Below are 16,764 nucleotides of genomic sequence, written 5' to 3'. Positions count from 1 at the left end.
TTCTTTCTCTGTGGCCGGGGGTTAACCCTCGGCCCTTTGTTTGTTATGCTGAGAAGCATGATGTGAAGCTGAGCAAGGATTTGCTTTTTCATCGAAAGGATAAGAAATGAAGGAGGAAGGACATGTATACAAAAGAAAGCTTGATACAGCAATTAGAGCAGCTCGGTTTGGATGGGCAAGGCACGTTGCTTATTCACTCTTCAATGAAAAGTATAGGCGAGGTTGACGGTGGAGCAGACACGGTGTTGAATGCCTTTAGCGACTATATGAAAGAGGGATTGTTGGTGCTTCCCACTCATACGTGGTCTACCATTAATGCGGATAACCCAGTGTTCCACGTGGAAACTTCTTCCTGTTGTGTGGGTATTCTTCCTGAACTATTCCGTAAACGTCCGGGCGTGGTTCGTTCGTGGCACCCTACACACTCGGTAGCGGCACTGGGAAGGGACGCAGAGGCATTTACGAAGGACGATCATCTCTTCGATACACCGTGTGCGAGAGGTTCAGCATGGGGGAAACTGCTTGACCGTAAGGCGACCATTCTTCTGGTAGGCGTTGATTTGAAGCGGAATACATTCATTCATGGGGTCGAAGAGTGGGTGGACATACCTGGCAGAATGACAGACGAGCATGAGATGCTGTATACAGTTTTACCGGATGGAAGTCAGATTTCAGTACCATCCCGCAGACATTGTGGGTTGCCATGGTCAGAGCATTTCTGGAAAGTAGACGAGGTATTGGTTCGCGAAGGTGCGATGCGTAAAGGAAAGCTCGGTGATGCGGTTGTTAGAGTGTGTGATGCGACTAAGACAGCAGAGGTAATTACGGAAATGCTGAAGGATAACCCCGATCTATTCACGGACAACCTCCCTCTAAATGCAGTAACCGAATGATATAAGGGCCGTCCGATAGCCGGATGGCTCAATATGAATTACTTGATGATGTCTAATACCTCCCGAGCAGATGATGTACTCTCCTGTTTTGTACTCCAAACCTTCAAAAGCATTCACAAATAATCAGAAATAGATCAGTATTTCGATCAGAGGTTGGTCGGACTTCCAGTGTATGGGCTACTCACCCTTATGGTGGTGTGATAAGATATGGTTAAATTAACCAATAAGTTTGGCGTAGCAGTATTGTATAGGTGTTTATTGAAGTTATATATAAGTATCACATAGAATCATGAACAACCACGTTGTCATTGTAGCATCTAAGAAGGAGAAGATTCGTGAACCCATTAGTATGGTATGATCTCTTTTTATTTGTCCTATTGTTCGGTGTAGGTGTATATGTGTTTGCTACGGTTAGAATTACGAACTTACATAAGGTGTACTTTTTGTTTCACGGGTTGATGATGCTCTGGCCTTTCTGCCAATTTGCGAGTACACTCACGGACGATTCCGGTCTGCAGTTGTTCTATGTGACGTTATCTTTTGTCGCGGTCTCCTTGCTTGGGAGCGGGTGGCTTCTACTGACGATCTTTATTACCGGTTATTCAGAGCGGTTGAGTGCAAAAGGAACGTTCCTGCTATTTGTCCCTGCGGTGATCGGGGCTATAGGCGTGGTCGCAAATCCATGGAACGAATTCGTCATTCCACTGGAGGGCGGGTACATCGAGCGGGATTACGGCCTTTGGTTCTGGGTTGTGATGACTATTCTGGTGAGCTATTTCTTGACTTCTCTCGTGGTTCTATTCCGGGCGGTGTATTCTTCGCAGACGTCTGCCATGATCAAAAAACAGGTGAGAATCACCCTGTTGGGCATCCTGGTCTTGGCTGTCTTTGCAGCGATTGATGCGATTCTGAATGTCGTTCTAGCCCGGTGGTTGCCGATCATTCCTGGCATGACTTCGCTGGGGATCTTCCTGTCGGACCTGTTCTTTGTCTATGTGATCAAAAGATACAATGTGTTCGATCTGGTCTCCATCGCCCATGAGGATGTAATCAATACCATTCCATATGGCATCCTGGTACTGGATGAGAATGAAGTCATTGTTGAAGCGAACAAAGCCTCACGATCCTTTATGGATCTGCATGTGGGAGATTCTTTTGATATGGAAGCCTTTCTGGAGTCTGTTCATGTTGTGGGCAGTTGCCGGGAGTTCGTGAATCACTATAAGAAAAAAGAAAATACCCTCTCTCACATTGAAGTGATCGTGGAGCGGGACAACAATATCCGGCACTATATCCTGCAATCTTCTCCGATTGTGGATTCGGCTCTTGTGCCGATCGGTCATATTCTCACGTTCCAGGATGTCTCGCAGGAGCGTTTCTACGTGAAAGAGATGAATCGCCAGAACGTAACGCTACAGGAGCGAAATCAGGCGCTAGACCTGATCCGTCAGGAGTTATCCGAGGCCAATCGCAAACTGGAGGAACTCGCGCTGACGGACAGTTTAACCAACTGTTACAACCGCAGATATCTGACCCAACATCTTAACCACGAGGTCATTACCAATATTCAATACAAAACACCATTCTCACTCCTGCTGCTCGATATCGACTACTTCAAAGCGATCAATGATCGCTACGGACATGTCATCGGGGATGAAGTGCTCGTCCGCACGGCGGAGGCCGTTAAACAATCGATTCGCAGTACGGATATCCTGACGCGTTATGGCGGGGAAGAGTTCATGATCTACCTTCCGCATACCGAGCATGACTTGGCGAACCAAATCGCAGAGCGCGTGAGAACAGCTGTGGAGTCCAACCACATTATGGTGGATCACGAGATTATGCAAGTGTCGATTACGATTAGTATTGGGATTCTATCCTTTGAGGACTTTGAAGTTGTGCATGTGCCGGACAATCCGGAGGGGTATTTGACCCAGCTGTTCGCTGCGGTGGATAAGGCCTTGTATCAGGCGAAGCAGAATGGGCGTAATCGGATTGAGTTTGCGGCGTTTGAGCGGGGAGTTGTATAGGTCATAAGAGCAATGACGTTTTATGGATGCAAAGAATATAATGAAAAATAATCTATATTGTATATTTCTGGATTGGTTACTCCCTGCCAAGGGAGCCACTTATGATGGTGGACAATGCATTAAAAAAGACTTAGGAAGAATATTTCGTTACAAAAAAAGTGAATTTAATTTACTTCAAAATTTTAGATGTGTTAATGTTTAGAATGGAATAAAAATGTTATACTTATGATAGGATCCAAGGAGTGTTGTGAACTTTATTTTCATTTGGATCCCGAAGGAGAGGTGAAATATGAGATATCAACATAAAGACTTTTGGGTTCCTAATATATCAAATATTCCAAACACAAAGGGACGTTTATATAAACTTCTAAGTATATTTGATTCTGAGTGTTATTCAATGAATGAGTTATACAAAAGAGATTTTCCAGAGGAGTTTAAATTAAGTAATGAAACTTTTAGGAAAATGATTAATCATAGTGCAATATTCGGGATACTTACTTATCACGATCAACTTTACAGCTTATCAGAGCAGAGTTTGAAGTTTTTGAGGAAAGAGATTAATTCAGAGAACTACTTTATTAAACTTATCAAAGAGAATGATCAGATTTTTAGAGTCGTTACAATAATAATATTACTTTTAAAGCTGTTTTCTCCCTCATTAAAGATGAAATCTATTTACTCGATATTTACTTATATAGGAAAAGATAGATTAGACGAAAGTGCACAAGCATCTACTGGTAGGAATTTAAGGGCTATTATGTCATTTCTGAAAATCATGAATTTAATTGCTAAAAAAGGTGACGAAGTTTATATCAATGATGGGTTACTAGCTGAACATTTTTTGCCAAGTGATGTATCAGCATTAAAAGATAAATTTAAAAAAGACATAGTAAATGTAAATGAAATTTCAAGCTATCTATATAATTTTTTTGATAAGAATAGCACAGAAAAATTATTGTCTTGTGTTTCCACATACGAAATTTCAAATTTTATATGGTCTAAAAGTAGCCTTTATAAAAATAATGGTGAAATAAAAAACTTTTATGGAGAGTACATTATGACAGTAATTATAAAAAGGGGGATTTAAAAATGAGCACTGTCTTAGAATCATTGAAAAGATCTCTGGATAGGACTGTTCCTATATCAGATCCAGATTATATAGTTGGAGAGAAAGAGTCTTTAAGTGCCTTCGGTGGTTGGGTAAAGAGCTGTATGGAGGGACAACAAGGATTTATAGGGACTGTAATTCTAGGTCAGATCGGAAATGGGAAAACACACTTTTTAAGGTTTATCAGGAAGAATGAAAAAGAAAATATGATAGGTATATATATCCCAAATATGTTTATTAGTGGCCCACTAGTTGATGCTTTAAATGATCTTTACAAATCCTTTTTTTATGCACCTGGAAATAACTCATTAAAGAGCTTTTACTCTGACTGGGAAAAGTTTAAGAATGCCAGTGGGGAATTGACTATTGAAGGATATGGAAATCAAATATTTAGATATTTGCTCCGGTGTAATAATAAGGAAGAGGCTGAGGTGGTATTAGATTATTTCTCAGGATTGGACCTCTTTCCAGATCAACTTAAGTTTCTAAAAAACAAATTTGGTGCAAGAAAGAGTTTTATCGTTAACGAAATTGATTTTGCACAAGCCTCAGGGGATGCTCTGCAATTTATTCAACTAGTTAGTGAGAAACCTATTTTATTATTATTCGATGAAGTTGATAAGGTATATTCTTTCGAGACAAATTCGGTGACTCTTACAAGAGTTGGTTCTCGTATCCTAACATCGTATCGAGCCCTATTTGACCATTTAAATACCAAGAATTTAAGAGGCATAGTTTGTGTGGGAGCGACACCTGAAGCATGGGATGTACTGTCAAAACAAACTGCTTTTGAGCGTCGCTTTAAAGATAGAAAGTTACTTCTTAAAGTGCCAAAGACAAAGGAAGATTGTTTGGATTTTGCAATAAATCGTTTAGAAGAAATAAATTACTCACCTAATCCTATTGAAGTAGCTGTTATAAAAGATGTTATTAGTGATTTAAATGAAGAACGATTGAAAACTTGGGCTGATGTGATTTCTTTATTACGCACAACTCAGGAAAATAAGTCAGAGATGAAAGTTACAGAAGACCCTGCGGTAGAAATTTTGGGGATTTTAGATAATTCCATAGTACCTCTAACGTGGGCCAAAATACTTGAAAGGAGTACATTGCTACAGAAAATGTACCCCAAGTCTCAGCCAACTCCCGTATTAAACAAGTTAGTTAAAGAAGGAAAGGTGATTGTTAGTTCCGGCCGGCCTAAAACTTATGAGTCTTCTTCTTTAAGTGAGGAATTTTAGAAATGGATATCAGTGAAACGAGAAACGAAACAATTTATGAATCAGATATTATCAGACGCAGAGTAGCAAGAATGCTGGGCGAGGAGAGCATTGAGAGTTATGTTGGTGAAAAATATGGGCCAGCTGTAAAAGAATGCTTAGATATTTTGGATATAGGTTATACTGTTACGGCAGTAGGTGTTTTAGGAAAAGCTTTGGAGCTATGCACTAAGGAATATTGCGAAATGAAAATTAAGAGGAAAACGGCATTTATTTTAAATTCAGCCAACTTACCTATCAGCTCTATACGTAAAAAATTTTGGGGGAGCAAAAGTAATCAAGAATCGCGTCTAAAATTACTTAATGGGCAAGTAGTAGTAGCTAATACAAATTCTTTCAAAGTTCGGAAGGTACTTTTAAAAAAAGAGTATTATGATGCACTGGAAAATATTAGATCTGCAAGGAACAACGCCTTCCACGGATGCACAGAGGATGAATTTAAAGAGCTCGAAGCAAAATCAGGACACTTTATTGAACACGGTATTATAATACTGGTTAAGTTGGTAAAAGAGATTTCTTAAGATATAAAGACCCATCTGGAATTTATGTTTAATCTCATATATATTTAGCATTTGATAAAGTAAAAAATTTCACCCTTTAAAAGCCTGTTCCATTCCGGAATAGGCTTTTAAATTTATGGTAATAAAAGCATTTTTTAAAATATAGATTCTTGTTTTGTTTATAGCAGAACATAAAATGTCTGTGAGTAAGGGGGAGGGAATATAGCTCACGTATTGACGAGAAAGTAAGTACATTAAAGGATTAAAAACAGTAGGACAAAGTAATAGAATTGACTATTTGAATGATTTTGAAATTTCTTGGTTAATTTTTATTATTGCTTCGATTTGATGATCTTTTAGTCCGTTAATAATTGTGATGAATTCGTCAATAGATTTTTGGCGTAGATCTTCTTTTTGAATATCACTAGAAATCATTAGTTCTGATAAATTTATATCTAAGGCAATTAAAACTTTCTCCAAAGTATCAATGGAGAAGTTTCTTTCGCCTCTTTCTAATGCTCCAATATATCTATAATCTAACCCAGCAATATCAGCCAGCTTTTGTTGAGTAAGTCCTTTGGCATTTCGCATTGCTCTAATTCGTGTACCTATTAATTGGCGTAACTCTGACATTTAAATCACCTCATACATAAGCTTAGATAAGATGAGTCATAAAAGTCAGGTTAAAATATATAGCAATAATGGTGTTATTTACGCATTTTAAGTAGTATAATGAACTGATATCGTTACTTCTCAGGAGTAATTAGAAATTCTGTTCGCCTATACTATCAAAGGAGTGCTTCTCTTTGCGTAAATCTATCCTAAAATCACTCAAACCGGACATCATTGTTGAAATGTTGGACATGGCTGTGGCTTTTGAAAATTGGAACAAGGTGATGGAGAGGGCGGACATGTTATATCTATGTGTGCAGTCGATCCATGAAGAGCGGCAAGAGTATCAGTCAAAGGGGATACCTACTCCGTATATACATACCGAGCGCCCATTGGTCTACTATTACGGGTTCAGTCATTTAATGCGGGGTATGGCTCACCGGAAGATGGGACAGGTAGATCAGGCGCGGGCATGTATCGATCAGTATGCAGATCTGGGATGGATGGAGGATCTGGATGAGGTAGGTATGCAGGTGGTGCAGGAGTTCAAGCATAAGGCACAGGTGAATCGGTATGCTCTTGAGATTGAAGCCGGGCAGGTGCAACTGCTGGAGGAGTTTGTGAACTTTTTGCTTGAGCATCCGGAGGAATGGTTGGTGGGTCTGAAGGTGATTACGGAGGCAGCAGTGCGGCATAGATGGAAGATTGATCGGGTTTTACAGGTGTTTGAGGATCAGATACAGGGCGATGGCATAGAAATGGATTCTTTAAACAACGACGATATGTACCATTACTGTTATCAGAGGGCTTTGTACGAACAGTGGAAGGGAAGGCCACAGGAGGCCGTGGAATTCATTTTGCAGGCGATTCGGTTAGCGGATAAGCTTGGGATGGATCGGTATTTTATAAGGTGCATGGCATTGTTGGAATCATTGCGGGAAGAGGCGACAGCGGAGCAGATTGGGCGGTATCGGGCGATGTTGGAGGAAATGAAGTAGGAAAGGTATTTACTGAAACTGGTAGGATATGCCTTGAAGTGGGTATATGCATATAGGACCATAGCACCGATGAGGAGCACAGCTTGTGTTTTTACCATGGTGAAATCAGGATGTTAGCCGGATAGTTTACATATTACACTTCTGCTAACATAGGATAATCCTATTTCAAATGAGCGGAGAAACGTATGAGTACAATCAAAGTTACCCCTGAACAACTACATCACGTATCAAATCAGGTGGATCAAGCCAGACAACAGTTGGAGAGTATACGAAGTGATCTGACGAGACAGATCATGTTCGTTCAGATGATGTGGATGGGCGCGACGCAGGAGCGATTTTACTATGAGTTCGAGCAGTCACGACCTATACTGGATAAAGCGCTGGAGAGTATGGTGAAAACATCGAAGGAATTGACGGATATCGCCACGCGATTCCAAGATGCAGATGCTCAGAAGGTAAGTCTGGGTGGTGCGATTGGAGCAGTCGGTGCCGCAGCTATGATGACCAAATCAACAGGTGATTCAGGTTCGGGTGACAAGGGCTATCGGATGGCGCAAATCAATATGTTTGGTAAATTGCTATGGATGCCTGTCAACGAGAATGGTGTTGCGGATCAGGCTGCTCTTCAGGCGTATCAGAGGGATCAGGGAAATCTGGACTTTAATCGCATGCAAGCTGTGAACGTTGAACCGCCTGGGGAAGATATTTTTGCGTTACAGATCAAGGCATTTGAGATGGGGATTCATCCTACGACGGGAGAGCCTGTATCCGATAAGTATGCTCAGATGATGGTGACCTCTCTGAAGTTTAGTCAGATATTCATGGCGATTCAGATGGTTCGTGGGAGTATGCCGGGCGGTAAAGGACCTCATCGATTGCCTGCTTCTAATCCCGCAGTGGCGAAGATTAAGCAGCATATTGAGGCTGCTAAGGCGAAAGCAGAGAAAATCCAGACAGACTCGAATGAGAGAACAAAGGCGGGTCAGAAGTTCACTGGATCGGGAATGAGAGATTATGACAAAGCAGCAGAGGCAGAGTATGAATCAATAAGACAATTGAAAATGAAAGATGTCGATGTTGTAGCTTCCAATACAGGAATGAGCGTTAATGAAATAAGAAGCATGAAAAAGCACTTGTTCTTTGGCAAACATCAAGTTCCCCAACCTGGTGGTAAAGAGTATAAAATGGAACGCTTTATTGCTGATGATGAAATAGCATATGCATGGAAAACGGCACAAAAGGGTGAGCTATCTATTGAGCAAAAAGCATGGTTCAAGCAATTGGCTGAACATGAACTTGCTGAACGAAAGTTTATGTCACAAGGCCAAAAGTATCGTACGTTAGAATCATGGAATCACGAAAAAGGGAGATATGATGGATTTCCACCAGGAGCCCACGAGAACGCACCGAAACAACCTAATAATGCATTTCCTGGTTACGAAGAATATTTCTTTAATAAAATGTTTAAATAAATGGAGGATTGTATGGGGCATTTATTAAATAAAGCTGTAGAACGTTTATCGTTCATTCCATTTGAAGATTTAGGGAAAAATTCACTAGAGTCATACCATGTTCTAATTAAAGAGTACCTTAGACGGGTCAATCATTTCTTAAATGAGATGGATACGTCAGTAGATCGATACCCCGTATTTAGTTTCGCTAAAACTATTGGTGAAACTGTAGATGAAAAAGTATATCAAGCCTGTCCGAGTCTTGGTATTCTTCAAAATCCGTATATGAAGGCAATTTGCTACTGTTATTTAGAGATTACAGAACTAGCAGATCAAGGCACAAATCAAGCAATTAAATATCTTAACTTGTATGAACCCATTATAAAATTCATAGAAAGAGGCGGGAGCTTCACGATAAAACAAGGTGAAATGATAGTAGGTAATGCTGCGTATCCATTAACTTATTGGAGAGGTCTGGATATTGAGGAACAGGATATCAGTGATATTGCTTTAGAGAGAGTTGATAATAAAGGGATATAAATGAAGTTAAGTTTGCATGGACCGTCATGATTGTATTAAATCGGAGACGGTCCTTTTCTTTGGACACGAGTGGACACCAGTTCTATGTAACAAAAAACATGAAGAATCCGCTCTCATCCGAGAGTCGGATTCTTTCTCGTTCTAACACCAATATAACTCTTGTCAAAACGTAATCATTACGATATGATAATACTCATTGTTTAGATCATAATGATTACGATTAAGAGAGAGGGGCATTACCTTGAATAAAAAGACGCCACTGCTAGCGCTGGTCTCCTTGGCCTTGAGCGTTGGACTGTTGAGCGCCTGCGGATCATCTGAGTCCAGTCCCGCTGCGCAACCATCCACCGATAATAAAAATGTTCATTTCCTATATAACTTCTCCACCAGTTCGCTAGATCCACATGTGGATTCCAGCTATGTGCCGCTGCGCGCGGGCATTACGGAAACGCTGGTTCGTCTCGATGAAGATAACCTGACGGTTGCTCCATGGCTCGCCGAGAGCTGGGAGAGCGAAGATGGGCAGCATTGGACGATCGACCTGCGAGATGATGTGAAATTCCAGAACGGCAAGCCAATGACGGGTGAATCCGTTAAGGCATCCCTTGAGCGGGCACTGGAAGAGAATGTAGCCATCCAGAACGCGCTGAAGATTGATACGATTGAAGCCGAGGGCGACAAATTGGAGATCACTACAACTCAGCCGTTCCCGGAGTTCGCTTCGGAACTGGTGAACCCCAACACGGCGATTATCGACGTGAGTGAGCCGGACATTGTGAACAAGCCCATTGGTACGGGCCCGTTCAAACTGACCTCTTTTACCCCAGGCAGCAAGCTGCAACTGGATCGCTATGATGAATATTGGGACGGAGCATCGCCTCTGGATTCCATCACGTTCTCATTCAATGAAGATGCCAATGCCCGCACACTAGCGCTCAAATCTGGGCAGGTAGATATCGTATACCGTCCGGAAGTCGAAAGCCTCGAATCGCTCAAAGCGATGGACGGCATGACCGTTGAATCTACATCGACGTTCCGCGTGCATCAACTAACGATGAACATGCAGCGGGAGAGTATGAAGGACCTTAATGTTCGTCGTGCGCTGGACGCGCTGATTGACCGTCAGGGTATCGTGGACACGATCCTGCTCGGCTATGGCGAAGCAGCCATCGGGCCGTTCCTGCCATCGCTGCCATTCGCACCAACCTATACGGATACAGCAACGGAATCCGGAGCTGATGTCGCTGTAAAATATCTCAACGAAGCAGGGTACACGCAGCAAAACGGCTTGATGACCAAGGATGGCAAACCATTGCAGCTGACGTTGCTGACATATTCAGCTCGTGCCGATCTACCACTGATCGCTCAAGTTTTCCAATCTGATGCGAAGAAGATCGGTATCGACGTGCAGATTCGTCAGATTGACACGCCAGAAGATTATATGGCGTCTAATCGCGACTGGGATATTGCAACGTACAGTAATTTGACGGCCCCTCGTGGAGATGCTGGTTATTACCTGAATGCAACATACCATCCGAAGGGTGCCCTTAATTTTAGCGGATCGGAAGATCCAGAGCTGACCAAGATCATCGACGAACTGAATCACACAGTTGCACCGGAGAAGCGCGCAGAGCTTGCCGAGAAGGCAGCCAACTATGTGCATGATAACGTACTGAATTCATTCGTGCTGCATCCAGGTACGATCGTTGCCTACAACGGCAAGAAGATCAAGAACTGGGTTACCACTCGCAGTGAATATTACATGATTACCAATAAGCTGGATGTGATGTAATGTTTCGCATTTTGCTTCGGAAGTTCCTTGAGGTATTTATCTTTCTGTTGTTCATTATGTTTGTGAGCTTCCTGTTCATTCGCCTGGCTCCGGGTGATCCCGTGCTGACGATATTGAACGTGGACGAACTGTCCGTTAGTCAGGAGCAGGTCGAAGCTGTACGCGAGGAGATGGGCTTCAATGAATCGCTTCCTGTCCAGTTCGGCAACTGGTTGCTCGATTTTGTCCGTCTCGACTTCGGCGTATCGTATTCAACAGGCCAGCCAGTTATGCAGACCCTGATGCGTGCGCTGCCTGCTACGGCTGAACTGACGATTGGCGCACTGCTGGTCATGCTTGTTATAGCTATCCCGCTCGGCTCGCTATCAGCACTCCATCGTGACAGTTGGATTGACCGGGGCAGCCGGATGCTCTCCATTGTGGGTGCGGCGGTGCCAAGCTTCTGGCTGGGTCTGATCCTAATCGACATGTTCGGCGTACGCTTTGGCAATCTGCCGACCATGGGCCGGGATGGATTCACATCACTTATTCTGCCATCTCTGACGCTGGGACTTGCCATCTCCAGCGTTTATGTGCGTCTTTTGCGTTCCAGCCTGCTAGATTCTCTTAGCCAGGAGTTCGTTCGATCCGCCCGGGCAAGAGGGTTATCCGAAGGCCGGATCTTCATGCTTCACGCCTTCCGGCACAGTCTGCCGCCTGTCATTACAGTATTCGGCGTCAGTCTCGGTAGCCTGATTGGCGGAGTTGTTGTAATTGAAGTGTTGTTCGCTTATCCGGGTATTGGCAAGCTTGTCGTCGACGCCATCCGCCAGCGTGATTATCCACTGATTCAGGGTTACATTCTGATCATGGCTATCGTGGTATTCCTCGTGAATACAGCGGTTGATCTGTCTTATCGTTATTTGAATCCCGAAATGAAACTGAAGGAAAAGGAGGCCAACCGATGAAAACCATACCCCTGCCCATTCCACCTACAAAATTTAAAAAACATAGCTGGCAGGCGATCATTGGTCTGCTGTTTGCACTGCTGGTCATCGCGGCCTCCTTGTATGCTTTTTTAGTTCTGAAACATGATCATACTTTAACCGATCTGCGCGGACGATTGCAGGGCGCAAGTGCTCTTCATCCGTTTGGCACCGACCACCTGGGCCGCGATGTACTGACACGTCTGCTGCTTGGCGGCGGCCAAACAATGGGTTATAGCTTGCTGGCAATCGGTGCTGCATTGCTGATTGGCATTCCGTTTGGTTTGATCGCGGGTTACAAACGTGGCTGGGTCGATAAGTTGTTCATGCGGATTGCTGATGCCTTTCTTGCTTTCCCTGATACCATCGTGGCGATTGTGCTAAGTGGCTTGCTTGGCGCGGGAATCGGTAATCTGGTATTGGCGATTGTGATCGTAAAGTGGGTCAGCTACGCCCGTCTCGTTCGGAGTACAGTTTTATCGGAGTCCCAAAAGGATTACATTCGCATCGCCCGGACCAACGGATTGTCTGACGGTCGTATCATGAGAAAACATCTGCTTCCACATATCGCAGGCCATGTGCTTGTGCTGGCCAGTCTTGATCTGGGTAAAATTATTTTACTCATCTCATCATTGTCCTACATTGGCCTTGGCGCACAGCCGCCAACACCTGAATGGGGTGCGATGCTGAACGACTCACGGCCTTACTTCCAGTCTCGGCCGGAGCTGATGATCTATCCGGGCCTTGCCATTGTCTCGGTAGTGTTGCTCGCCAACATGCTGGGCGACTATCTAAGAGACCTGTTTGACGTGAAGAAAGAGGTGCAGCCATGATTCTCTCCATTGAGGAACTGAGCATCTCTAGTCGGGATCGTACGATTGTAGATCAAGTCTCTCTGGCTGTTCGCGAAGGCGAGTTCATGGCATTGGTTGGACAGAGTGGTAGTGGCAAAAGCTTGCTCTCGCAAGCGATTGGTCGTCTGCTGCCGCCCAACCTGCATGCGTCGGGGCGAGTCATGTTCGAAGGTAGCAACCTGCTCGAACGGAAGCCAAAGGAGATGCGCGCCCTGCGGGGAAGCCGCATCTCATATATTTTTCAAGACTATCAGGGAGCATTTACGCCCTTTCGCAGTATTGGTGGGCACTTTGATGAATACCAGAAGGTACACGGGGAAAAGTCTTCAGCCATCCGCAAGAAACGAGCGGAGGAAGCGCTGGAATCGGTTGGCCTTGGCGCTGAATTGCTGCGCCGCTATCCGTTCCAGTTGAGCGGTGGACAGCTTCAACGGGCATCAATTGCCACATCGCTGATGCTGTCTCCTCGCCTGTTGATTGCTGACGAAGCAACAACGGCACTGGACAGTGTGTCTGGGCATCGCGTGTTGGAACTGCTGGCACGCAAACAAGCGGAGACGGGATGTGCCATTTTGTTTATCACGCATGATTGGCGCCATGTACGTCGCTATGCCAACCGCTTGGCTGTGATGAAGGAAGGGCAGATCGTCGAATCTGGCGGGAAGCATCGCATTCTCGATCATCCCCAACATGAATATACGCGCCAGCTGATTGATGCGGCTCCCGTTCTGAGTCGTTCGCTGAAGTCGGGATTGAAGGAGGCAGGAACCGAATGAAGACAACCGCAAATGATGAACACCGTGGACTCATGCAGTCCGAAAAATCTGGTGTGCGAAGCCAAGATTTTGCTAAAGACTTAAACCATGTAGACACAGACAATGTAATCATAGATACTGCGGGTACAGATCATACGGATATAGATGCGGATATAGATATTGCCGGTTCAGACAATGCTTCATCGCTCAGCACCCCTGGCAATCCTGTGCTTCACGTGGAACATCTGAGCCGAACGTACGCAGGTGCAGACCGACCGGCTGTGAATGATATTTCCTTCGCCCTGAACCGTGGCGAATGCCTTGGCCTGGTTGGCGAGAGCGGCTGTGGCAAGAGTACACTCGCCCGCTGTCTGTTGAGGATCGAAGATGCAGATGCAGGCTTGATTACACTGGTTGGACAGGATATTGCACGGCTGAGCGGCCGACGGTTGCGGCCACATCGCCGGAAGATTCAGATTGTTTTCCAGAATCCAATGGCAGCACTAAACCCGAAGCTCAAGATTGCCGATTCGCTAATCGATCCGTACGAACAACTTGGACGGAACGCCGAGTTGTCCCACTTTACCTACACATCGAAGGAGGCATACGTCCAAAAGCTGCTTGAAGCGGTCGAGCTTCCAAGCGATTTGGCTGGGCGATATCCGCACGAGCTAAGTGGTGGACAGCGTCAGCGCGTCACGATTGCACGTGCTATTGGCATTGAACCGGACGTTGTCGTTCTGGATGAACCGACGGCCAGCCTGGACGTGATCTCGCAAGGAGCAGTTTTGCAGTTGCTCACCGATCTGCGCACATCGCTTGGTCTGTCATACGTGTTCATCTCGCATGATCTGGCTGCGGTACATCGCATGAGCCAGCGCATCATCGTTATGCGGGAAGGTCAGATTGTTGACCGCTTTGGTGCAGATGCGTTGTTCGCTGAAGAACGCCATCCGTATACGAAAGAGTTAATTTCGATCTTCTGAGTACTCCCGGAGACGCCGGGGGTGGTAATCGTTAATTTATATATGAAGCCGCCTTACGAAGAGATTCGAGAGCGGCTTTTAGTGCATCCATTTGATCACCCAAGTCCCCCTAAGACCGGGTTCCTTTCTTTGTTTTGAACAAATATATCTTTCAGGCCTATAACCGGGCTAACGTTCCGATGTAAACTAGCGTATACTGATGGAATAGCAAATATCTTGAAATTGCATATTTAAATTGCTCTATATTATTGATACACTAGATCAAGGTTATAATCATTCAGAGAAGGTGCGATCCCGTTCAAGAATGGGCTTGCTGCAAATGCCAAATCGATAACGCTTACATCCTTTTGGCAAATATAGGATATAAGGACGGTAGACATGAGCCAGGGACAAACGAGTACAGATGTTATCTTGATTGGTGCCGGAATTATGAGTGCAACTTTGGGAACTTTGCTAAAAGAATTGGCACCAGACTGGAATATTAAGGTTTTCGAAAAGCTAGCCACTGCAGGAGAGGAAAGCTCCAACGAATGGAATAATGCCGGAACCGGGCATGCTGCATTGTGCGAACTTAACTATACCGTTGAACGACCAGACGGAACCGTAGATATTAGCAAAGCGATTAAAGTGAATGAACAATTTCAGATCTCAAAGCAATTTTGGTCCTATCTCGTCAATAGCCGTCTGATTCGTAATCCGCGGGACTTCATTATGCCGATTCCTCATTTGAGTTATGTACACGGAGAGAGCAATGTCCAGTTTTTGAAAAGACGTTATGACTCCTTGTCGAATCACCCGTTGTTCGCAGGCATGGAATTCTCGGATGACAAGAAAGAGCTGGCGAAATGGATGCCGCTGATGATGAAAGATCGTACCAGTAATGAACCTGTTGCAGCGACCAAAATTGACTCCGGTACGGACGTTAACTTTGGTGCTTTAACGCGTATGCTGATCAAACATTTGAAGGAACAACACGTGGGCATCCACTACCAACATAGCGTGAAGAATATGAAACGCACCAGCGATGGACAATGGGAATTATCCGTGAAAAACCTGAAGAGTGGTGCAGTCGAACGCCATAAGGCAAAATTCGTCTTTATCGGCGCGGGCGGCGGAAGTTTGCATTTGCTCCAGAAGACGGGCATTCCGGAAGGTAAACATATCGGCGGATTCCCGGTCAGTGGGATCTTTATGGTGTGCAAAAATCCAAAAGTCGTGGAACAGCATCATGCCAAGGTATACGGCAAGGCTTCGGTAGGGGCTCCGCCGATGTCCGTTCCGCATCTGGATACCCGTTTTATCGACAATAAAAAATCACTGCTGTTCGGGCCGTTTGCGGGGTTCTCACCGAAGTTCCTGAAGACGGGTTCCAATGCCGACTTAATCACGTCGGTTAAGATGCATAATTTGCTTACGATGCTCGCAGCAGGTGTCAAAGAAATTTCTTTGACCAAGTACCTGATCCAACAACTGATGTTATCCAAAGAACAACGTATGGCAGAATTGCGTGACTTTGTTCCGGGTGCGAAGAGCGAGGATTGGGATATGGTTCTGGCGGGGCAGCGTGTGCAGGTGATCAAGGATACCGTTCAAGGTGGCAAGGGAACGTTGCAATTTGGTACGGAAGTGGTCACGTCTGCAGATGGAACGATTGCGGCTCTGTTAGGTGCATCACCGGGTGCATCCACTGCCGTTCAGGTCATGCTTGAGATTCTTCAGCGGTGCTTCCCGCAGCATATGGAGGCATGGGAGCCAAAGATCAAGGAAATGATTCCTTCTTATGGCATATCCCTTGTGGAGAATCTGGATCTCCTCAAAGAGGTTCATTCTTCAACAGCCAAGGCGCTGGGGTTATCGGATGAAAAACATGTCCTGCACGTATAACGTTTAGCTTATCGTGTTAGATCATAATGAAGCCATAGAAAAGAGAGCTAAGCCGGGACGAAACCCGTGCTAAGCTCTCTTTTGGTTTATTTGGTATGTCAGAACCTGAACTTGAA

The 16,764-nt window shown here is 44.6% G+C and carries 15 protein-coding genes; 14 read left to right on the top strand and 1 reads right to left on the bottom strand.

The annotated features are described in order from the left end of the window. The first annotated feature begins 122 nt into the window (after positions 1-122). The 5 genes from BS614_RS02560 (at position 123) to BS614_RS02535 (ending at position 5,832) form a co-directional block, all read left to right on the top strand. Positions 123-893, top strand: coding sequence for an AAC(3) family N-acetyltransferase (locus BS614_RS02560; protein WP_074092850.1), 771 nt, complete (start codon positions 123-125; stop codon positions 891-893). 335 nt (positions 894-1,228) lie between these two features. Further along, positions 1,229-2,923 carry a histidine kinase N-terminal 7TM domain-containing diguanylate cyclase gene (locus BS614_RS02555; protein WP_074092849.1) on the top strand — a complete coding sequence of 565 codons (1,695 nt, stop codon included), beginning with the start codon at positions 1,229-1,231 and terminating at the stop codon, positions 2,921-2,923. 289 nt (positions 2,924-3,212) lie between these two features. Beyond that, the gene (locus BS614_RS02545; RefSeq protein WP_074092847.1) at positions 3,213-4,010 is read left to right on the top strand and encodes a hypothetical protein; all 798 of its coding nucleotides are present in this window, start codon (positions 3,213-3,215) and stop codon (positions 4,008-4,010) included. Positions 4,011-4,012: 2 nt separating this feature from the next. Continuing rightward, positions 4,013-5,272: a P-loop NTPase family protein gene (locus BS614_RS02540; RefSeq protein ID WP_074092846.1), complete on the top strand. Its 1,260-nt coding sequence runs from the start codon at positions 4,013-4,015 to the stop codon at positions 5,270-5,272. A gap of 2 nt (positions 5,273-5,274) precedes the next feature. Then, entirely contained in the window at positions 5,275-5,832 is a 558-nt protein-coding gene (locus BS614_RS02535) for a hypothetical protein (RefSeq protein ID WP_074092845.1), read from the top strand. 273 nt (positions 5,833-6,105) lie between these two features. On the opposite strand, the gene BS614_RS02530 is transcribed toward BS614_RS02535, so the two are convergent. Then, positions 6,106-6,444, bottom strand: a complete 339-nt coding sequence (locus BS614_RS02530; protein ID WP_074092844.1) for a helix-turn-helix domain-containing protein — start codon at positions 6,442-6,444, stop codon at positions 6,106-6,108. A gap of 173 nt (positions 6,445-6,617) precedes the next feature. Between BS614_RS02530 and BS614_RS02525 the strand changes: the two genes are divergently transcribed. From BS614_RS02525 to BS614_RS02485, 9 genes are all read left to right on the top strand, one after another. Next, on the top strand, positions 6,618-7,421 hold the full coding sequence (locus BS614_RS02525) for a DNA-binding protein (protein ID WP_084174374.1): 804 nt from the start codon (positions 6,618-6,620) through the stop codon (positions 7,419-7,421). A 185-nt stretch (positions 7,422-7,606) separates the two neighbouring features. After that, a complete protein-coding gene (locus tag BS614_RS02520) occupies positions 7,607-8,893 on the top strand; it encodes a WXG100 family type VII secretion target (RefSeq protein WP_074092843.1) in 1,287 nt (428 codons plus the stop codon). Between the two features lie 12 nt (positions 8,894-8,905). Beyond that, the gene (locus BS614_RS02515; protein WP_074092842.1) at positions 8,906-9,412 is read left to right on the top strand and encodes a hypothetical protein; all 507 of its coding nucleotides are present in this window, start codon (positions 8,906-8,908) and stop codon (positions 9,410-9,412) included. Positions 9,413-9,653: 241 nt separating this feature from the next. Continuing rightward, positions 9,654-11,204, top strand: coding sequence for a nickel ABC transporter substrate-binding protein (gene nikA / locus BS614_RS02510; protein WP_074092841.1), 1,551 nt, complete (start codon positions 9,654-9,656; stop codon positions 11,202-11,204). After that, positions 11,204-12,151, top strand: coding sequence for a nickel ABC transporter permease (gene nikB, locus BS614_RS02505; protein ID WP_074092840.1), 948 nt, complete (start codon positions 11,204-11,206; stop codon positions 12,149-12,151). The genes nikA and nikB overlap by 1 nt, the downstream gene beginning before the upstream one ends. Further along, positions 12,148-13,002, top strand: a complete 855-nt coding sequence (nikC, locus tag BS614_RS02500; protein ID WP_084174373.1) for a nickel transporter permease — start codon at positions 12,148-12,150, stop codon at positions 13,000-13,002. Before nikB ends, nikC begins: the two co-directional genes overlap by 4 nt. Beyond that, positions 12,999-13,799, top strand: a complete 801-nt coding sequence (locus BS614_RS02495; protein ID WP_036671813.1) for an ABC transporter ATP-binding protein — start codon at positions 12,999-13,001, stop codon at positions 13,797-13,799. Before nikC ends, BS614_RS02495 begins: the two co-directional genes overlap by 4 nt. Beyond that, a complete protein-coding gene (locus BS614_RS02490) occupies positions 13,796-14,764 on the top strand; it encodes an ABC transporter ATP-binding protein (protein WP_342351885.1) in 969 nt (322 codons plus the stop codon). The genes BS614_RS02495 and BS614_RS02490 overlap by 4 nt, the downstream gene beginning before the upstream one ends. 378 nt (positions 14,765-15,142) lie before the next feature. Then, positions 15,143-16,648 (top strand): malate:quinone oxidoreductase, encoded by a 1,506-nt coding sequence (locus BS614_RS02485; protein WP_074092839.1) that lies wholly within the window; start codon positions 15,143-15,145, stop codon positions 16,646-16,648. Positions 16,649-16,764: the final 116 nt, after the last annotated feature.

It is taken from the genome of Paenibacillus xylanexedens (assembly GCF_001908275.1).
GTDB classification, from domain to species: domain Bacteria; phylum Bacillota; class Bacilli; order Paenibacillales; family Paenibacillaceae; genus Paenibacillus; species Paenibacillus xylanexedens_A.
Note: the sequence above shows the minus strand (reverse complement) of the source record. Positions and strands in the feature narration are given on the sequence as shown.